The 17,160-nt window shown below is 42.4% G+C and carries 11 protein-coding genes and 3 rRNA genes; 1 reads left to right on the top strand and 13 read right to left on the bottom strand.

Going from position 1 to position 17,160, the window contains the following annotated elements; genetic code table 11:
- Positions 1–335 precede the first annotated feature (335 nt).
- The 3 genes from DESMER_RS01980 to DESMER_RS01970 form a co-directional block, all read right to left on the bottom strand.
- Entirely contained in the window at positions 336–959 is a 624-nt protein-coding gene (locus DESMER_RS01980; RefSeq protein WP_014901387.1) for a DUF3786 domain-containing protein, read from the bottom strand.
- Between the two features lie 11 nt (positions 960–970).
- Entirely contained in the window at positions 971–2,098 is a 1,128-nt protein-coding gene (locus DESMER_RS01975; RefSeq protein WP_014901386.1) for an epoxyqueuosine reductase, read from the bottom strand.
- A 196-nt stretch (positions 2,099–2,294) separates the two neighbouring features.
- Complete coding sequence (locus tag DESMER_RS01970; protein ID WP_242831032.1) at positions 2,295–2,639, bottom strand: MarR family winged helix-turn-helix transcriptional regulator; 345 nt, start codon at positions 2,637–2,639, stop codon at positions 2,295–2,297.
- Between the two features lie 386 nt (positions 2,640–3,025).
- Here DESMER_RS01970 and DESMER_RS01965 point away from each other — a divergent pair, with 386 nt between their 5' ends.
- A complete protein-coding gene (locus DESMER_RS01965; protein WP_014901384.1) occupies positions 3,026–3,634 on the top strand; it encodes a nitroreductase family protein in 609 nt (202 codons plus the stop codon).
- Between the two features lie 12 nt (positions 3,635–3,646).
- Here the strand turns inward: DESMER_RS01965 and DESMER_RS01960 are convergent, their stop codons facing one another.
- The 10 genes from DESMER_RS01960 to DESMER_RS01915 form a co-directional block, all read right to left on the bottom strand.
- Positions 3,647–4,198, bottom strand: coding sequence for a prolyl-tRNA synthetase associated domain-containing protein (locus tag DESMER_RS01960; RefSeq protein ID WP_014901383.1), 552 nt, complete (start codon positions 4,196–4,198; stop codon positions 3,647–3,649).
- A gap of 300 nt (positions 4,199–4,498) precedes the next feature.
- On the bottom strand, positions 4,499–4,969 hold the full coding sequence (locus DESMER_RS01955; RefSeq protein WP_014901382.1) for a sporulation membrane protein YtrI: 471 nt from the start codon (positions 4,967–4,969) through the stop codon (positions 4,499–4,501).
- On the bottom strand, positions 4,966–5,343 hold the full coding sequence (locus tag DESMER_RS01950; protein WP_014901381.1) for a YtrH family sporulation protein: 378 nt from the start codon (positions 5,341–5,343) through the stop codon (positions 4,966–4,968). The genes DESMER_RS01955 and DESMER_RS01950 overlap by 4 nt, the downstream gene beginning before the upstream one ends.
- A gap of 128 nt (positions 5,344–5,471) precedes the next feature.
- The gene (locus tag DESMER_RS01945) at positions 5,472–6,458 is read right to left on the bottom strand and encodes an FRG domain-containing protein (protein ID WP_014901380.1); all 987 of its coding nucleotides are present in this window, start codon (positions 6,456–6,458) and stop codon (positions 5,472–5,474) included.
- A gap of 465 nt (positions 6,459–6,923) precedes the next feature.
- Positions 6,924–7,039: ribosomal RNA gene (gene rrf, locus DESMER_RS01940) — 5S ribosomal RNA — on the bottom strand.
- 102 nt (positions 7,040–7,141) lie between these two features.
- A 23S ribosomal RNA gene (locus DESMER_RS01935) occupies positions 7,142–10,052 on the bottom strand.
- 393 nt (positions 10,053–10,445) lie between these two features.
- A 16S ribosomal RNA gene (locus tag DESMER_RS01930) occupies positions 10,446–12,013 on the bottom strand.
- The 16S, 23S and 5S rRNA genes sit together here, the layout of an rRNA operon.
- 436 nt (positions 12,014–12,449) lie before the next feature.
- The gene (locus DESMER_RS01925) at positions 12,450–13,925 is read right to left on the bottom strand and encodes a protein adenylyltransferase SelO (RefSeq protein ID WP_014901378.1); all 1,476 of its coding nucleotides are present in this window, start codon (positions 13,923–13,925) and stop codon (positions 12,450–12,452) included.
- Positions 13,926–14,015: 90 nt separating this feature from the next.
- Entirely contained in the window at positions 14,016–15,368 is a 1,353-nt protein-coding gene (locus tag DESMER_RS01920) for an APC family permease (RefSeq protein ID WP_014901377.1), read from the bottom strand.
- 774 nt (positions 15,369–16,142) lie between these two features.
- Positions 16,143–17,156, bottom strand: a complete 1,014-nt coding sequence (locus DESMER_RS01915) for a PDDEXK family nuclease (RefSeq protein WP_014901376.1) — start codon at positions 17,154–17,156, stop codon at positions 16,143–16,145.
- Positions 17,157–17,160: the final 4 nt, after the last annotated feature.

Here is a 17,160-nt window from a genome sequence, read left to right as displayed (position 1 = left end):
ATGATATCAACTAAATCTTACAATAATCTTAACCCAATTCTTAAGAACTTCTTAACTTCTTTAGGATTTGAAGTATAGACATTCAACATACCACTTGTAAACTACACTGAATTTATACCAATGTCCAGTAAAGGGAGGAAGGACAATGGAGACCTGCTTTCTGCCCATATTCAGATAAACAAAAAACACAGGCGAATTACCTGTGTATTAAGTAAACGGGAGACATCTAAAGTCTACTAGATTATATTATTGCTTTTATTCCTTAAGTAATATTCCTCTTCTTCAGTCCTCAGATTATTCCTAATGTGTATATCTATTATTTGTAACTTCCTATGTTATAAAAAGGATTTTGCTTCCCGCCTTAATTTACTTGCCAGATACATCCCCAACCCAATTGCACTCTCAATATGCAGTAGATGTTCAATAGAAGGCTCGAATAGGATGGTAGCATTTGCCTGAACTTCTTCGTCCCCTTCCCAAACTATTACACATAGAGGGATTTCGGGAAAGGCTTGAAAAACAGCTGACGCATCACCAAAGGATGCCGGAACTCCACCTAAGGCAGCAGCGCACTCTAACAATCCTTTGGGCTGTTGCCCGAAGGATTTAACAAGACCTAAGATCGAATCTTTATGAAAGGCAGGATAGAACAACATTCCACCCTTCGGAAGCTCTTTGAGGCTAACCCATTTTCTAGGCATGTCTTGAGGCTTTTTAGCATAGGCCAGGTAGTTAAGCATTATTATTGAGGCGTTTATCTCAGGTACATGTCCGTCTGATTTCCTGTAGATTCTTTCGGTACTATAATCTACTATATACTCTGAATTGAAGAAGCTTACAATGAATTGTTGAGTATCGCTAGAATAGGTCACCGCCAGGTGTGTGGCAATTTCTTCTGGAACCATCTTTTTTAAGTCCTGCCAGTATTTATTATAGGCAATTCGGTAATTTGTTTCCATCATTTACCCTCCTATTCAATCCTCAATAAGGCATCTCTAATCTCTCTCTTGGCAAATTCGGATGTTTCCCTGCGGTTACCTTCCGTAAGAATTCCTTTGGCTAACTGGCCGCCAATTTTCCCTAAAGCCCAAGCTGCATAACCACGTACCAGCTCTTCCGGATCATGCATGGCAACTGACAGATCAGGTATAAATGCCGGATCACCTAGGTTCCCAAGGGCAATGGCTGCATTACGCTGAAAATATTTCTTCTCTTTTATATAATTGTACATTAATGGTTGTATTCTCGATAAATAAAGATTGTCTGTCATATTAAGGATTTTCGCGAGACTAAAATCCTGAGCCACTTTAACCAAAAACTCATCTTCGAGAAGTTTTTCCTTTAACCTTGCCTGATTTCGGGGACAGACCTCTTGACAGATGTCACACCCATGAATCTTTGTGCCCATTTTATCACGAATCTCTGGTTCAATGTAACTTCCTGCCATACGATCTTGAGTTATGAAGGTATTAAAGGCGATACAACGGCGGGGGTTCAATTTTAAAGGTTCATAAATGGCTTGGGTCGGACAAGCTTTCATGCAGGCTGAACAGCCTTCCGGGCAACCCACCACAAAACTAGGGCTATCATAGTCCAGCTCCTTATCGACTACGAAAGAAGTAAGATAGATGAAAGAGCCTATACCTTCTGCATAAGCAAAATTATTCCTTCCGTAATTCACGATGCCTGCTTTGGCAGCGACTAATCTTTCCGGCAAACTGATTTTTTCTCCAACTTCGCATCCTAGTTGACGCAGAAAATTCTTCATCAATTGTGGCCTGGCTCCATTGATCCGCTCAGGAGGAGCATTATAACACCTAGCTTGATATACTCTGCCAACTTTTTCCGTCAATTCCTTTGGGAAGTTCTTTTGCGAATAATCATAGACTGTTGTAATGATCGACTTTGCCTTGGGCATCAGTGAACGTGGTTCTGCTCCAAGCAACGGACGATAGGCTCCCTTGATATAGAATGAATACATCTCCTGTCGATTAGTTAAATCAGCTATGTATTCCGGAAAGCTTTCAGCAGGTATAATCCCAACTTTGCTATAGCCTATATCCAAGGCAAACTCCTTTATTTGGGTTGTTAAAGACATTCCCAATCTCTCCTCTCTAAACCACTAAGGTGTATTCGATTTATAACCCTTCACCAAACCCGTTATATTTTCAACGTGCTCACCCCTCTATTGTTCATACAAATGTGTATATACACTTATTTTCGTTTAAATTCACTAAGTTTAAATTCACTAAGTTTAAATTTACTAATAGTATATTTAATATATCCTTAGCCAATTAAACCAAAGCCTCAAGCTTCGAAAGTAAATTCCTAAGAGTATCTAATTCCTCAATTCCCAAATATTCTTCTATAGCTTCTTGGGCCTCCCTCCACAACACCCCGGCATTAGCTAAGGTAACCTTCCCTGCCTCGGTGAGCGTCACATTTCTTGAACGTGAGTCTTCTCCCGAAGCATTAACTTCTATTAAACCTGCTTTCACCAGGGGCTTTATATTACGATTCAAGGTAGTCCGATCAATGCGCATAATTCTGGCCAGCTCAGTCATACTAACTAACTTAGCCCATTCAAGATTTCGCAATAATGAATACTGAGTAACCTTTAACCCACTCGGTTCTAGCACCCTCTCATAAAATTGGGTTACCGACCTGGACGCCCTCCTTATATTTAAGCAGTGACAAGGGCTGGGAGATTTCGAATTGTAATTAAGCTGCTGCGTCATGGCACTATCGCCTTCCTTAGCTAGATAAATTCTAGTAGCACTAACATGTGTATATACACATGTTGTCTTTTGTTCTAAATATATATTCTTCTAGCCCCTAATGTCAATACTGATAAGAAATTTGATACAATAACGTTATGGTAAATTATATTTAATAAGAGGGTATAAGAAACATTTCATTTCTCATACTATCTTTGAACCGGCAGTGACTACTACCGTTATGCTCAGACCATATTCTTAACCCCATAATAAATTCTTAAATTTTTGTGAAAAATGAGGTTGTTAAAATGGAATTACTAGAAGCAATGAAAGCCAGACGTAGTATTCGTAAATTCAAATCAGACCCAATCCCAGAATCTCAGATTACTCAACTTATTGAATCTGCAAGACTAGCTCCTTCTGGCAGTAATCTACAACCCACCCGCTTTGTCGTGATTAAAAGTGAAACCGCTCGTGCACAATTAAGCGAAGCTACTCCCTTACCCTTTGTAAGTCAGGCACCAGTTATCATCGCCTGCTGTATAGACACAGAATCCCTTAGTGGCATAGGAACCCGCGCACGCGAACTCATGGAGGCAGGAGCCTTTAAAGATACTCCCCTCGAAAAAATGGACACCGAAAGCTATGCCAAACGCCGACCGATGGATCAAGCCACTGCCGAAGCCTACTTACGCTTAAATGCCGCCATTGCTATCGATCATATTACATTGCGTGCTGTCGACCTGGGCCTTGGCACGTGCTGGGTTATGATGTTCGATCAAGAAAAGGTAAAGCAGATTTTAGGACTAGGCGAGAACTACAATGTTGTAGCCTTACTGCCTGTCGGCTACCCTGACCAAGACCCAAATGCTCGCCCTCGAATCGAGTTAAGCCAGATTTTACTTAAAGAGGTTTAAGGGCTTGCCTTATCACAATTCTACGAGAGTAGGTTCATGTCCGGTATAAGGCAAAAACTTGGATAAAAGGTCTGCAGTCTTGATTTTTAAGCTTGATGTGTTGACACAGGGATGGCATCCAAGAAATTCATCCCGTAATACATCTTTATCAATTAACAGAGTTACACATTTGTTTACATCGTTCATAAGACCTAATACGCTGACTGATCCTGGAACTATGTTTAGGTACTTCTCCATATCATCCGCCTCAGCAAAGGATAATCTGGAAGAATTAATTTGTCTGGATAAATCCTTCGTTCTAAACTTCTTGCGGCCCGGCATCATTAGCAGATAAAACCTTGTTTTTTGGGTGTTACAAAGAAATAGATTTTTGCAGATTTCAATTCCTAATAGCTTCTCTATTTCATCACAAGCCTCAATAGATGGTGTTTCTTCATGGTCTAACCGGAAATAGGAAATACCTAACTTATCTAATTGGTCGTAAGTATCCATTTCTTTTCGGGTACGGTCTGCCTCGTCAGGTTTTGTGTTATAAAGAGTAGGATCTATTTGTATACTTTGCATGGGTTATCCCTTCCCGCCCTATGATTCTCTCTAATCATTATAGTACTTTTGACAAATTCACACAAAAGTTCCATGAAAAACTGATAGGCTTGATACTCCATTTTGATGCTAAAGTACAAGCCTATCAGTTTTTTCATTTATCAACCGGTTCAAAAAATGGTAAAACTACCATACATTCTCTTAGAACATAATCAAACTTAAAATTACACAAAAGCAATGCTCAAAAGTATTTAAAACTGCCAGAACTATAGCAGTTCTGGCAGTAAAGTTCAAGGATTCTTTACTACGAAATAATCCTCATTATTGACTTACTGGTTCAACACTAATCCATATTTTCATTACCTCTGTAAGAATTAGTTTGTTAACCTTTAGTTTAAATTCCTTATCTTCAATTTTTAAAATTCTTTTATCAACTACTTCAACAATTAAATCAGAATCAACTTTATTAACTTCTTTACCTAATAGCTCGCTATACCTATCCTTAACGCTCTTTTCGATGTTAATTTGATCAATTTCATCTCCATCGAAAACTAATGCTACTTCAATACGCTTAATTCGAAGACTTCTAGTATTTATATTCTTTTCGAATTTTTCAAGTACAGCGTTCTTATCATCAATAATCTGTTCAAAGTAGGCAATTCTTTTATATAATGAATCCAATCTATAACTTACCATAATATTAAAGGCCGCCGCACCAACTAGTATTCCAATGATTATCCCAGTAAAAAAACAGGATTTTCCATTTAATCCTTTATTATTCAATGGATTCATTCGCTACACCTTTGGATTAACTTAATAATTTTATAGCCCATATTGGCCCCTAAGAGAGCGGTCAAAACATATATCGCTTGCTTTATGATGGATCTAAATTCTCCTTCAAATAAGCCTTTTTCAATTACCGCGAAAGAATCAAATGTACCTCCCAAGGTCACTGCCACGGCCCATATTTTAATAGAACTAGCGATATCAAGCATAGCCTTAAGTGGTGGATCATTCGTTATGACAGCCCCTATTCCGCCAAAAATGCTAGCTCCAACTACTACCCCAAAGGAAATCAAAAAATTGTTTACAGTGCTGCTAAAAAGACTAGACAAGATTATTACCATACCATAAGCACCTCTATGATTAAGATATGATCCTCGCATAGTCTTTATGAGGCTCCTAAGTTGTGAATATACCTATGAACTTCATAAGAAGACGGCATAACTCCTCACATATCTCCCATGAACTCTCTAGCTCTATGCTAGAGTTTGCCTTTAATCATTTAATCTTTTCATTCGTGACTTTTTACAGAAAGAAAGGAAGACCCTGTCTCATTGAATGCACTACCAGTGAAATGTGGCTTCCCTTGGTTAATCTTTACTGATTGTGTTGCAATTTCCTGAGTAGTATCAGGAGCTGCAACGGGAAGCTGTCCCTCCTCTTCGCCTTCAAGAGCAATTTGATTTCTGACCTCCGTGATATCTGGGTAAAGCGTAAACCGTGTGACTCCGTATCGTTTTAACTGCTCAGAAATTAAGGAAATGCTTTCAGCAGCGATACAAATCTCAACAAGATAATTGGATGCGTCTGAGAAGAGATTTAAAGATTTAATCTCCTTATCATGAGGAAATAGAGTAAAAACTCCACGTTGAGCAACAATGTGGGTGTTGTTCAGAGGTCCGATTACTGCAGCCGGTTTCTTATTCGAAGGGATTTCAGCATTTGGACCAAAGTATAGATTAACAATTCTTTCATTGACATTAGGAATATATCCTGGGTTCACAAAACTATGAAAGGAAAAGGCTTCATTGAGCCGAACAGGATTAAGAATCCAAACCGCAGCATCTTTTCCGGCATCATTAGGCCCTCGACCATCTAAAGCAAAGAATAGCGCAGTTAGTGCATCACGGCTCCAATCCAATAACCGGGTTGGTACCCCATAATGCTGCATCATAAAGAGCCAGTGCCAATAGGCATCCGAGCCATTCGGTATAGGAAAGGAGGGTAATCCCTGAACACTAGGAATAGCATAGGATTTAAACTTTGATAGATAGATAATCTCCATCAGCGGATTGCGGCCAGATCGAGCAATACTTGGTGTTAGATTAAATCCAGTTGGATTCGCAGGTTGGTTTTGACCACGATACCATAATTCACATCTTCCAATAGGACAAATTCTCTGGAACACTTTATCTACAGCATTCAAAAACCCGTCAACACTGTTAATTCGAGACACACATTGAGTTACAGGGCCCGTTAGTTGTTCTCCATTAGGCATTTCTCCACCTCCTCTATAAGATATGAGAAATAAGGTTTCATGTGAAGAGATGTTACATTCCGTTCGAAGATTGCAAAAAATTTTATTATGGTAAAAAACAAACGACGGACTATCTCGTTAGAGATAATCCGTCGTTTGTTTACCTAGCGATACGAAAGGCGGATGAGCCTTTCGCCACACTGCGACTCGTAACGCACACTCCTGCAGTGTGGATTCTTAACTTCCGTGTTCGGTATACGAAAAGCACGATAGTGTCCGGTGGACAGTATCGCCTTAGCGGCGAAGGAATGAGCCTTTCGCCACACTGCGTCCCGTGACGCATTCTCCTGCAGTGTGGATCTCGAACCGGTGGAACCCCGGCTCCCCAAATTCGCCCACGTGGGCGAATTTAAGACACCCCAGATGAGGTGGAAGGATGAACATAAAGAAAGACCACCTCTAACGAGATGATCTTTCGCTTGTTTTACCTGGCGATAACCTACTTTCCCAGGGGCTATGCCCCAAGTATCATCGGCCCTGGAGGTCTTAACTTCCGTGTTCGGTATGGGAACGGGTGGAACCCCTCCGGCATAATCACCAGATGTCTGAGATATCGCTTTCTTTCGATTGCTGTTCTCTCAAAACTGCACAGAGTCTATCTAGTATTGTCTAAGAATTTGAGCCACTCACCTAGCGTCTCGATTTAGGTCAAGCCCTCGACCGATTAGTACCAGTCAGCTCCACACGTCACCGTGCTTCCACACCTGGCCTATCAACCTGATCATCTTTCAGGGGTCTTACCAGCTTTCGCTGTGGGAAATCTCATCTTGAGGTCGGTTTCGCGCTTAGATGCTTTCAGCGCTTATCCGCTCCGAATATAGCTACCCAGCTATGCCTCTGGCGAGACAACTGGTACACCAGGGATTCGTCCATCCCGGTCCTCTCGTACTAGGGACAGATCCTCTCAAATTTCCTGCGCCTGCGACGGATAGGGACCGAACTGTCTCACGACGTTCTGAACCCAGCTCACGTACCGCTTTAATGGGCGAACAGCCCAACCCTTGGGACCTACTACAGCCCCAGGATGCGATGAGCCGACATCGAGGTGCCAAACCTCCCCGTCGATATGGACTCTTGGGGGAGATAAGCCTGTTATCCCCAGGGTAGCTTTTATCCGTTGAGCGATGGCCCTTCCACTCGGTACCACCGGATCACTAAGCCCGACTTTCGTCCCTGCTCGACTTGTAGGTCTCGCAGTCAAGCTCCCTTTTGCCTTTACACTCTTCGCGCGATTTCCAACCGCGCTGAGGGAACCTTTGGGCGCCTCCGTTACTCTTTAGGAGGCGACCGCCCCAGTCAAACTGCCCACCTGATACTGTCCTAATCCCCGATTCAGGGGACCTAGTTAGAATTTCAGTACAAAAAGAGTGGTATCCCACCGTTGACTCCACCAAGGCTGGCGCCCTAGCTTCTTAGTCTCCCACCTATCCTGTACATTTTATACCAAAATCCAATGTCAAGCTACAGTAAAGCTCCATGGGGTCTTTCTGTCCTGTCGCAGGTAACCCGCATCTTCACGGGTATTACAATTTCGCCGAGTCCCTCGTTGAGACAGTGTCCAGATCGTTACACCTTTCGTGCGGGTCAGAACTTACCTGACAAGGAATTTCGCTACCTTAGGACCGTTATAGTTACGGCCGCCGTTTACTGGGGCTTCAATTCAAAGCTTCGGGTTGCCCCTAACCTCTCCTCTTAACCTTCCAGCACCGGGCAGGTGTCAGCCCCTATACATCTCCTTTCGGATTAGCAGGGACCTGTGTTTTTGTTAAACAGTCGCCTGGACCATTTCTCTGCGGCTCTTATTGCTAAGAGCGCCCCTTCTCCCGAAGTTACGGGGCTATTTTGCCGAGTTCCTTAACGAGGGTTTTCTCGCGCGCCTTAGGATTCTCACCCCATCTACCTGTGTCGGTTTACGGTACGGGCACCTAGTCACTCACTAGAGGTTTTTCTTGACAGCTTGGAGTCGGTTACTTCGCTACTAATTTTCGCTCCCCATCACGTCTCAGAGTCTCGCAGGGCGGATTTGCCTACCCTACCTCCTACTCGCTTGGGCCAACTCAACCAACGGTTGGCTTAACCTATCCTTCTGTGTCACCCCATTGCTCAAACATTTCTAGGTGGTACTGGAATCTCAACCAGTTGTCCATCACCTACGCCTTTCGGCCTCGGCTTAGGTCCCGACTTACCCTGGGCGGACGAGCCTTCCCCAGGAATCCTTAGATTTTCGGCGGGAAGGATTCTCACCTTCCTTTTCGCATACTCATACCGGCATTCTCACTTCTATCCACTCCACCATTCCTTACGAAATGACTTCTCTGCTGATAGAACGCTCCCCTACCCCTGCGCATGAAGCGCAAGCCATAGCTTCGGTGATACACTTGAGCCCCGTTACATTTTCGGCGCAGAACCACTCGACCAGTGAGCTATTACGCACTCTTTAAATGGTGGCTGCTTCTGAGCCAACATCCTGGTTGTCTGTGCAATTCCACATCCTTTCCCACTTAGTGTATACTTGGGGACCTTAGCTGATGGTCTGGGCTGTTTCCCTTTCGACTATGAAGCTTATCCCCCACAGTCTGACTCCCAATCTAAATCTGATGGCATTCGGAGTTTGATAAGGTTCGGTAACCTGGTAAGGCCCCTAGCCTATTCAGTGCTCTACCGCCATCGATCATCAATTGAGGCTAGCCCTAAAGCTATTTCGGGGAGAACCAGCTATCTCCGTGTTCGATTGGCATTTCACCCCTACCCACAGCTCATCCCCTGCCTTTTCAACGACAGTGAGTTCGGGCCTCCAGTGGGTTTTACCCCACCTTCACCCTGGCCATGGGTAGATCACACGGTTTCGGGTCTACAGCATGTAACTTTCGCCCTTTTCAGACTCGCTTTCGCTTCGGCTCCGGCTTCTCGCCTTAACCTTGCTACATACCGTAACTCGCCGGTTCATTCTACAAAAGGCACGCTACTACACATAACTGTGCTGTAACTGCTTGTAAGCGTACGGTTTCAGGTTCTTTTTCACTCCTCTTCCGAGGTGCTTTTCACCTTTCCCTCACGGTACTGGTTCGCTATCGGTCGCTAAGTAGTATTTAGCCTTGGGAGGTGGTCCTCCCTGCTTCCCACGGGGTTTCACGTGTCCCGCGGTACTCAGGATTCCCTCACAGAATGTCCTTCTTTCGTCTACAGGAGTGTTACCTTCTTTGCTCGACCTTTCCAGATCTGTTCGACTAGAATTCCATTCTTAAAAGAGGGTCCTACAACCCCGAATCCCGAAGGATTCGGTTTGGGCTCTTCCCGTTTCGCTCGCCGCTACTCAGGGAATCGATGATTCTTTCTTTTCCTCCGGGTACTTAGATGTTTCAGTTCCCCGGGTTGTCTTCTTCAACCTATGTATTCAGTTGAGGATAACCGGACATGACTCCGGTTGGGTTGCCCCATTCGGGTATCCATGGATCAAAGCCTGCTTACGACTCCCCATGGCATTTCGCTGTTAACCGCGCCCTTCTTCGACTCTTAGCGCCTAGGCATCCACCGTACGCCCTTAATAGCTTGACCTATTGGTCGCTACTTTTAGGTTTACTCAATACGTCCGTATTGATGTGAATTCGTTCGACTTTACTAGTTTTCTCTATGCAGTTTTCAAAGAACAGTTCTGGTTTAAGTCTGTTAAGACTCTTACCCGTCAAAAATATAGGATATTAGTCAGGCATAACTGCCTTTCCTCAATCCTTTGTGAGTGAGGTTCCATAATTCATCGAATTCCTTCGATGTTTCCTGGTCTCTCAAAACTAAACAACAGCTGTTTCCAATGAGTTGCCGATCCCTCGGCGTGAGTCTTGCGACTCGTTATTGATCTTTACAGTCGATTTGGTTTTCAACCTCGTCCTCTGAAAGAATCGACCACTAGGATGTTCGTCTAAAGCCTAAGCTCTAAACCGTTCTCCTTAGAAAGGAGGTGATCCAGCCGCACCTTCCGATACGGCTACCTTGTTACGACTTCACCCCAATTATCGGCCCCACCTTCGACGGCTAGCCCCCTTTCGGGTTACCTCACCGGCTTCGGGTGTTGCAGACTTTCGTGGTGTGACGGGCGGTGTGTACAAGGCCCGGGAACGTATTCACCGCAGTATGCTGACCTGCGATTACTAGCGATTCCGACTTCATGCAGGCGAGTTGCAGCCTGCAATCCGAACTGAGACCGGCTTTCTCGGATTTGCTTCACCTCGCGGCTTCGCTTCCGTCTGTACCGGCCATTGTAGCACGTGTGTAGCCCAAGACATAAGGGGCATGATGATTTGACGTCATCCCCACCTTCCTCCGGTTTATCACCGGCAGTCTATTTAGAGTGCTCAACCTTACTTGTTAGCAACTAAATACAGGGGTTGCGCTCGTTGCGGGACTTAACCCAACATCTCACGACACGAGCTGACGACAACCATGCACCACCTGTCTCTACGCTCCCCGAAGGGCACTCCCTAGTTTCCTAAAGATTCGTAGGATGTCAAGCCTTGGTAAGGTTCTTCGCGTTGCGTCGAATTAAACCACATGCTCCACCGCTTGTGCGGGCCCCCGTCAATTCCTTTGAGTTTCAACCTTGCGGCCGTACTCCCCAGGCGGAGTGCTTATTGTGTTAACTGCGGCACAGAAGGGGTCGATACCCTCTACACCTAGCACTCATCGTTTACGGCGTGGACTACCAGGGTATCTAATCCTGTTTGCTCCCCACGCTTTCGCGCCTCAGCGTCAGTTACAGTCCAGAAAGTCGCCTTCGCCACCGGTGTTCCTCCACATATCTACGCATTTCACCGCTACACGTGGAATTCCACTTTCCTCTCCTGTCCTCAAGATTCCCAGTTTCCGATGCACTCTCAGGGTTGAGCCCTGATCTTTCACACCGGACTTAAAAATCCGCCTACGCGCCCTTTACGCCCAATAATTCCGGACAACGCTTGCCCCCTACGTATTACCGCGGCTGCTGGCACGTAGTTAGCCGGGGCTTCCTCCTTGGGTACCGTCATGTGGCCTCAATATTTTCAAAGCCACCGTTCTTCCCCAAAGACAGTACTTTACAATCCGAAGACCTTCATCATACACGCGGCGTTGCTCCGTCAGACTTTCGTCCATTGCGGAAGATTCCCCACTGCTGCCTCCCGTAGGAGTCTGGGCCGTGTCTCAGTCCCAGTGTGGCCGTTCACCCTCTCAGGCCGGCTACTGATCGTCGCCTTGGTAGGCCTTTACCCCACCAACTAGCTAATCAGACGCGGGTCCATCCATAATCGATAGCATCTTCAGAGGCCATCTTTCCTTAAAACCTGATGCCAGGCTCTAAGATTATCCGGTATTAGCCCTCGTTTCCAAGGGTTGTCCCGGATTTATGGGTAGGTTACCCACGCGTTACTCACCCGTCCGCCACTAAGAATTTTTCAAAGTAAACTTTTCAAAATTCTCCGTTCGACTTGCATGTGTTAGGCACGCCGCCAGCGTTCGTCCTGAGCCAGGATCAAACTCTCCAAAAAAAGTTATTTCAAACTTCTCATTAGAAGAAGATGATTGACTCATGATTTATTTTGAAACTCCTAAGAGTTTCTCTCATTGGCTGTCCTTGTTGTTTAGTTTTCAAAGACCATGGATTTTGTTTGACCCGTTTGGGCCGGAATCACATCTTAGCATTTTCAACTTGCGTTGTCAATAAGAAGATTTGTTTTTTTTGATTGTCATTTAAAAGCCTTTGAGGCGTTTCTTACTTCAATCAGTGCGTCGTGTTGGCGCTTTGTTAGATTACACCTTTTAAGATATAATGTCAACTATTATTTTATTTAAATATTAATTTATTATTCATGGATTTGATTTAATACCATCGTTGCTTCATAAATCAATGATTTTTAATATATTGGTACAAAAGCGAGAGGTTTCTAAATCAATTTGTTCAATATAGCAGAATAGAGTTCCCTATCAGGTACCACAAAAGGTTCGATAAGAACAGTTTGCTGACTCAGGTAGCTTCGAGTATTCGACTTGTTCTGCGGAGTGTTCGTAGGGATTTGAAAGAACAGTAAGAAGCTTTTGCATCACATTATAGTCTTCTTGTTTTACTGCAGCTTCCAAAGCAGCTTCTACACGATGGTTGCGAGGGATTAGAGCAGGATTAGATTTTCGCATTAACTCAAGGATGGCAGCCTTTGGTTCTTTCTGTCTTTCTAACCTTGCCTGCCAGGCCATACGCCACTCTTTAAATTCTTGGGCACCGAATAACGCCGTATCTTCAGGAGTATCGAAGGTCAAAGCACGAAAGGTATTAGTGTAATCTGCCCGATATTTTTCCATCATTTTTAACAGGTCTTCTATTAGAGACTCATCTTCTATTTCTTCATTAGCTATTCCTAGTTTAGCTCGCATTCCCGTGAGCCAATTGCTGTGAAACTGTTTAACAAAATTAGAAAGCGCATCCTCAGCTAATTTGACTGCCTGCACTTGATCCTCATGTAAGAGCGGTAATAGGGTTTCAGCAAATCGCGCAAGATTCCACTCAGTAATAGGTGGTTGATTTCCATAGGCATAGCGTCCATTAAGGTCGATGGAACTGAACACTGTTGCAGGGTCATAGGTATCCATAAAGGCGCAAGGGCCATAATCAATGGTTTCTCCACTTAGAGTAACGTTATCAGTGTTCAAAACCCCATGAATAAATCCAACTAATTGCCATTTAGCAATTAATAAAGCTTGACGTTTAATTACTTCATAAAGGAGCAAAAGGTAGCGATTCTCCCCATCGCTAACATTTGGAAAATGTCGTTGCAATGTATAATCAGCAATCACTCGGAGATCCTCAACTGTTCCCCATTTAGCTACATATTCAAAGGTACCAACTCGCAAATGACTGGCAGCTACACGAGTCAAAACTGCACCCGGAAGTTTAGTTTCCCGAATTACTGACTCTCCGGTTGTCACTACCGCTAAGCTGCGTGTGGTAGGAATGCCAAGTGCATGCATTGCTTCGCTGATGATGTATTCACGGAGCATCGGTCCAAGCGCTGCACGACCATCCCCACGACGCGAGAATGGCGTTCGCCCTGAGCCCTTAAGCTGAATATCTACCCGCTCACCTTGAGGAGTAAGATGTTCTCCAAGCAATAGAGCCCGTCCATCCCCTAACATGGCAAAATGCCCGAATTGATGCCCAGCGTAGGCTTGAGCAAGTGGTGAGGCACCTTTAGGAACCTGATTGCCGGCAAGCACCTCTATCCCATCTTTGCTTTGCAGCTCTTCCGTATTCAGCCCTAAGGACGTTGCTAACTTATTATTAAGAACGATTAACTTTGGGGAGCCTACAGAGGTTGGATCTAGTTGAGTAAAAAAAATTTTTGGCAGTCGGCTATAACTGTTATCAAATTTCCATCCAGTTTCTCTAGCTGTTGTAAGGTTTTTCATTGCATCTCCTTTTTCTACTTTTGTTTTCATCTCTCCTCTCTTAGATTATGCACTTTTTCAACTTTAAATATGATTGAGGAACAGAAAATACTATTTCTTTTTGGAGTTAACCATCATTCCAAATATCATAATGACACAGAAAATAATAAGGTAAAAGAGTACTGCTTTACCATGTGCATAAATTGCGGCAATAACCATGAAGACACAGGCACAAATGGCGAGAAATGGCATAATAAAACGTTTAACGAAGTGCAGAGATTTTTCTTTTGCCATTATCATAATAAAAATGGGAATATACATAGCATAGATGGTAACAATCGGAAGTTCTGAACTATCGAAACTAAAAGGACCGAACCAAGGGACTGGGGTCAAATTCGCACCAAAAAAGTATAGTAACCAAACGCCACTTAGCAGAACGCCTAAAATAGAGGAGTTGGTCGGCATATTTGTGTTTACATCAATACATTTTAAAACCTTTGGTGCCGGACCCATATCTCTAGCTGCCAAAGAGTAGAAACCACGTGTACAGCCCATCATTAAACCATTTAACGTCCCCAAGCAAGAGATTACAACAAAAACAAACAGAACAGTACCTCCTAGGTTAGAGAAGACTGTTGAAAATGCAAGCTTTGCCCCCGCTTCGCCGCCTTTCATCATAACGCTGTTACTGACAGCCCCTGCTAAACCTGTGTAGTAGAGGATGTAAAGGAGGGCAACAAACAGTGTTCCAAATGTTAGTGCTAAGGGCAGGTTTTTCTTGGCATCCTTTAATTCAGCATTAATACTAGTTGCAATTATCCATCCTTCATAAGCAAAGGCAGTAGCCACAACAGCGGTAAAGAGTGGATTATTACTAGTCACTTCAGCAATAACACCACTAGTAAAGTTACTAACCAATATTCCGTTGCTTAGACCAACGATTGTTCCGACTACCGCCATCAAGGCTAACGGAATAATTTTGATCACAGTTGTGGAGACTTGGAACTTACCAGCAAGATTTGGTGAGAGGGCGTTTAAGGCATAACTTCCAACCAGAAAGAATCCAGCAATGGCCATAGCTTCACCGCCAACTATATTCCATCCCAGCAAAACACAAGTGTATCTGGCTGATACCCAAGCCAGTACTGAAGTTAGAGTTGGATAATAAATAGCTGCCATGAACCATCCTACAAAATAACCGTACGTACTGCCGAGAGCAGCCTCGGCATAGTCAACGACACCATTAACTTTCTCATATCTGGTGGCCATGGTTGCGAAAACGTAAGCACAGACAATCATTATAATTCCACCAATAATCCACGCCAAGATACCTTGTGGAAGATTTCCGCCAGTAGCGGTCAATACTTTCTCCGCTTTAAAAAATACTCCGCTGCCAATTACAATACCAATAACCATTGCTATTGCTGTCATTAGACCATATTTTTTTTGTAGTTCGTTTTCCATTAATCCAATCTCCTATCGCCAAGTATTTTGTAGAAAACCCTAAAGTATAGCAAAATTACTTTAACATAATGTGTTGAAAAAATAAACGCTAGTCCTGATCATTTATAAATTTATCTATTTGCCTGGAATAAAGATCCCCAACCTTCTCTAATTGAAAAATTAGTTATTTCCTTTTTCTCTTTAACTCATCAAGAATTACTCTTCTGGCAAGTGCGGGAACCGATCCTTTCTTAACCTAATGCAAAAGGAGCTATTCCAAAACATTGTTATGGAAATAGCCCCTAAAAGCCTAAAAATATTCAAGTAAAGAAAAATTCACTTATTCTACGGTATCTTTAATTCTTATATAAATTAAATCTTGAAAACAGTTCTTTTTCTTCTTACTGGATGTGAGCTCTCAAATAGTTTGAGACTGAAAACAGAAAAAAGCCTATTATTTCGTTGAAAATTTTTATAAGGATTGAGACTAGCTTTCAAATAAATTGAGACTATCTCATTATTTTTCAAGTAAATTGAGACTATCTCATGTCAATTTTTTAGCTCTAAAAGTAATAATAGTCGTTTCAAACCATGGCCTATATTCTCAGTCGGTATAACCACAAGAAAAATCTATTAAACACCACTACGATTACCCACTCATATTTAACTCTTTCAAAGTCAACAAAAGGTTTATTTTCTACAATTTGTAAGTAAGGGGCATTGGTAACGGTACACCATTTGAAGTTGCTACTCATACGGTGGGTTTTATTTTATACCGTTCTAATTAGATTTTTGTTATATTATCATATCTTTGAACAAGTATATTTCATTTTCTCTTTTTTCCATGATAGGGTAATCATATTCAGCTAAGTAACTTAATGCATATAAAATATGTTGCCGTGTTAAGAAATGTTCCTTGCTGTCAATAAGATTTGTAAGATATTCACTAAAGTTATAAGCATGTCCGAGCTCACTCATCATATGTTTTATAGGTGATAAAATAAACCCCGATAAGTTCATCATTGCCTCATTGGTAAATTCCTCTTCTATCATGGTTCTATCAGAATCAATCTGATAAATAGTTTGTTTATCATTAGACATTATATCTTGTAAATTCTCATACAGAAAAACCATAAAATACTTATCATTCTTAGGACTGTTAACGGTTAATATTTTTCGACCTAAATATTCAATTCTATATTTAATAAGGTTACCGAAATTATCATTAGTAATACCCATGTGCTCAGTTGCCTGTTTTGAATATAAACTTATTATCTTGAGACCTTTAGGAAATATGAATGTTCTATCGCCGAATATTTTATTGAACTCCGAATTTGAAAAATCTTGTTCTATAGTAATTTTGCGATTTTGGCTTTTCAAGTAATCACTACTATATAAAGTCCAATAGCCTGCAAGTTTTATTGCAAAGTAGAGTTTTGCATTAAATTTCTTTGCGAATTCTTCTTTCCTATTAAATATATTCTCAGAAATTTTATACTTCGAGTCCTCGGAGGATTTTATTTCAACAACAATCTTTTCACCTGAAATTAATTCTATATACAAGTCAGATGCAACGGTATCAGTCAATTTAGCAATACCTTCTTCAAATCCTACAATATTTTTACACCATTGCAATAGATATATCATTAAAATAAATTCAACCTCATTATCTTTTCCCCATAATCTTTTCTCAATATCGAGTGATGTTAATTTTAACATTTCCGCTATTTGTTTCTGTTGTTCTTCATCAAGAAAGTTCTTAATGCTATGATAAGCCTTTATTTTTTCCATTGAAGTTGGGTTATTCATTCTA

Origin of the sequence: Desulfosporosinus meridiei DSM 13257 (genome assembly GCF_000231385.2) — a bacterium.
Taxonomy (GTDB): domain Bacteria; phylum Bacillota; class Desulfitobacteriia; order Desulfitobacteriales; family Desulfitobacteriaceae; genus Desulfosporosinus; species Desulfosporosinus meridiei.
This window is presented reverse-complemented; position numbering and strand designations above follow the sequence as displayed.

Bases quoted from the DNA above. Each gene is read 5' to 3' on its own strand.
- DESMER_RS01980 (WP_014901387.1), bottom strand. From the start codon at position 959: ATGGAAACAAATTACCGAATTGCCTATAATAAATACTGGCAGGACTTA.
- DESMER_RS01975 (WP_014901386.1), bottom strand. From the start codon at position 2,098: ATGTCTTTAACAACCCAAATAAAGGAGTTTGCCTTGGATATAGGCTAT.
- DESMER_RS01965 (WP_014901384.1), top strand. From the start codon at position 3,026: ATGGAATTACTAGAAGCAATGAAAGCCAGACGTAGTATTCGTAAATTC.
- DESMER_RS01960 (WP_014901383.1), bottom strand. From the start codon at position 4,198: ATGCAAAGTATACAAATAGATCCTACTCTTTATAACACAAAACCTGAC.
- DESMER_RS01955 (WP_014901382.1), bottom strand. From the start codon at position 4,969: ATGAATCCATTGAATAATAAAGGATTAAATGGAAAATCCTGTTTTTTT.
- DESMER_RS01950 (WP_014901381.1), bottom strand. From the start codon at position 5,343: ATGCGAGGATCATATCTTAATCATAGAGGTGCTTATGGTATGGTAATA.
- DESMER_RS01945 (WP_014901380.1), bottom strand. From the start codon at position 6,458: ATGCCTAATGGAGAACAACTAACGGGCCCTGTAACTCAATGTGTGTCT.
- DESMER_RS01925 (WP_014901378.1), bottom strand. From the start codon at position 13,925: ATGAAAAACCTTACAACAGCTAGAGAAACTGGATGGAAATTTGATAAC.
- DESMER_RS01920 (WP_014901377.1), bottom strand. From the start codon at position 15,368: ATGGAAAACGAACTACAAAAAAAATATGGTCTAATGACAGCAATAGCA.
- DESMER_RS01915 (WP_014901376.1), bottom strand. From the start codon at position 17,156: ATGAATAACCCAACTTCAATGGAAAAAATAAAGGCTTATCATAGCATT.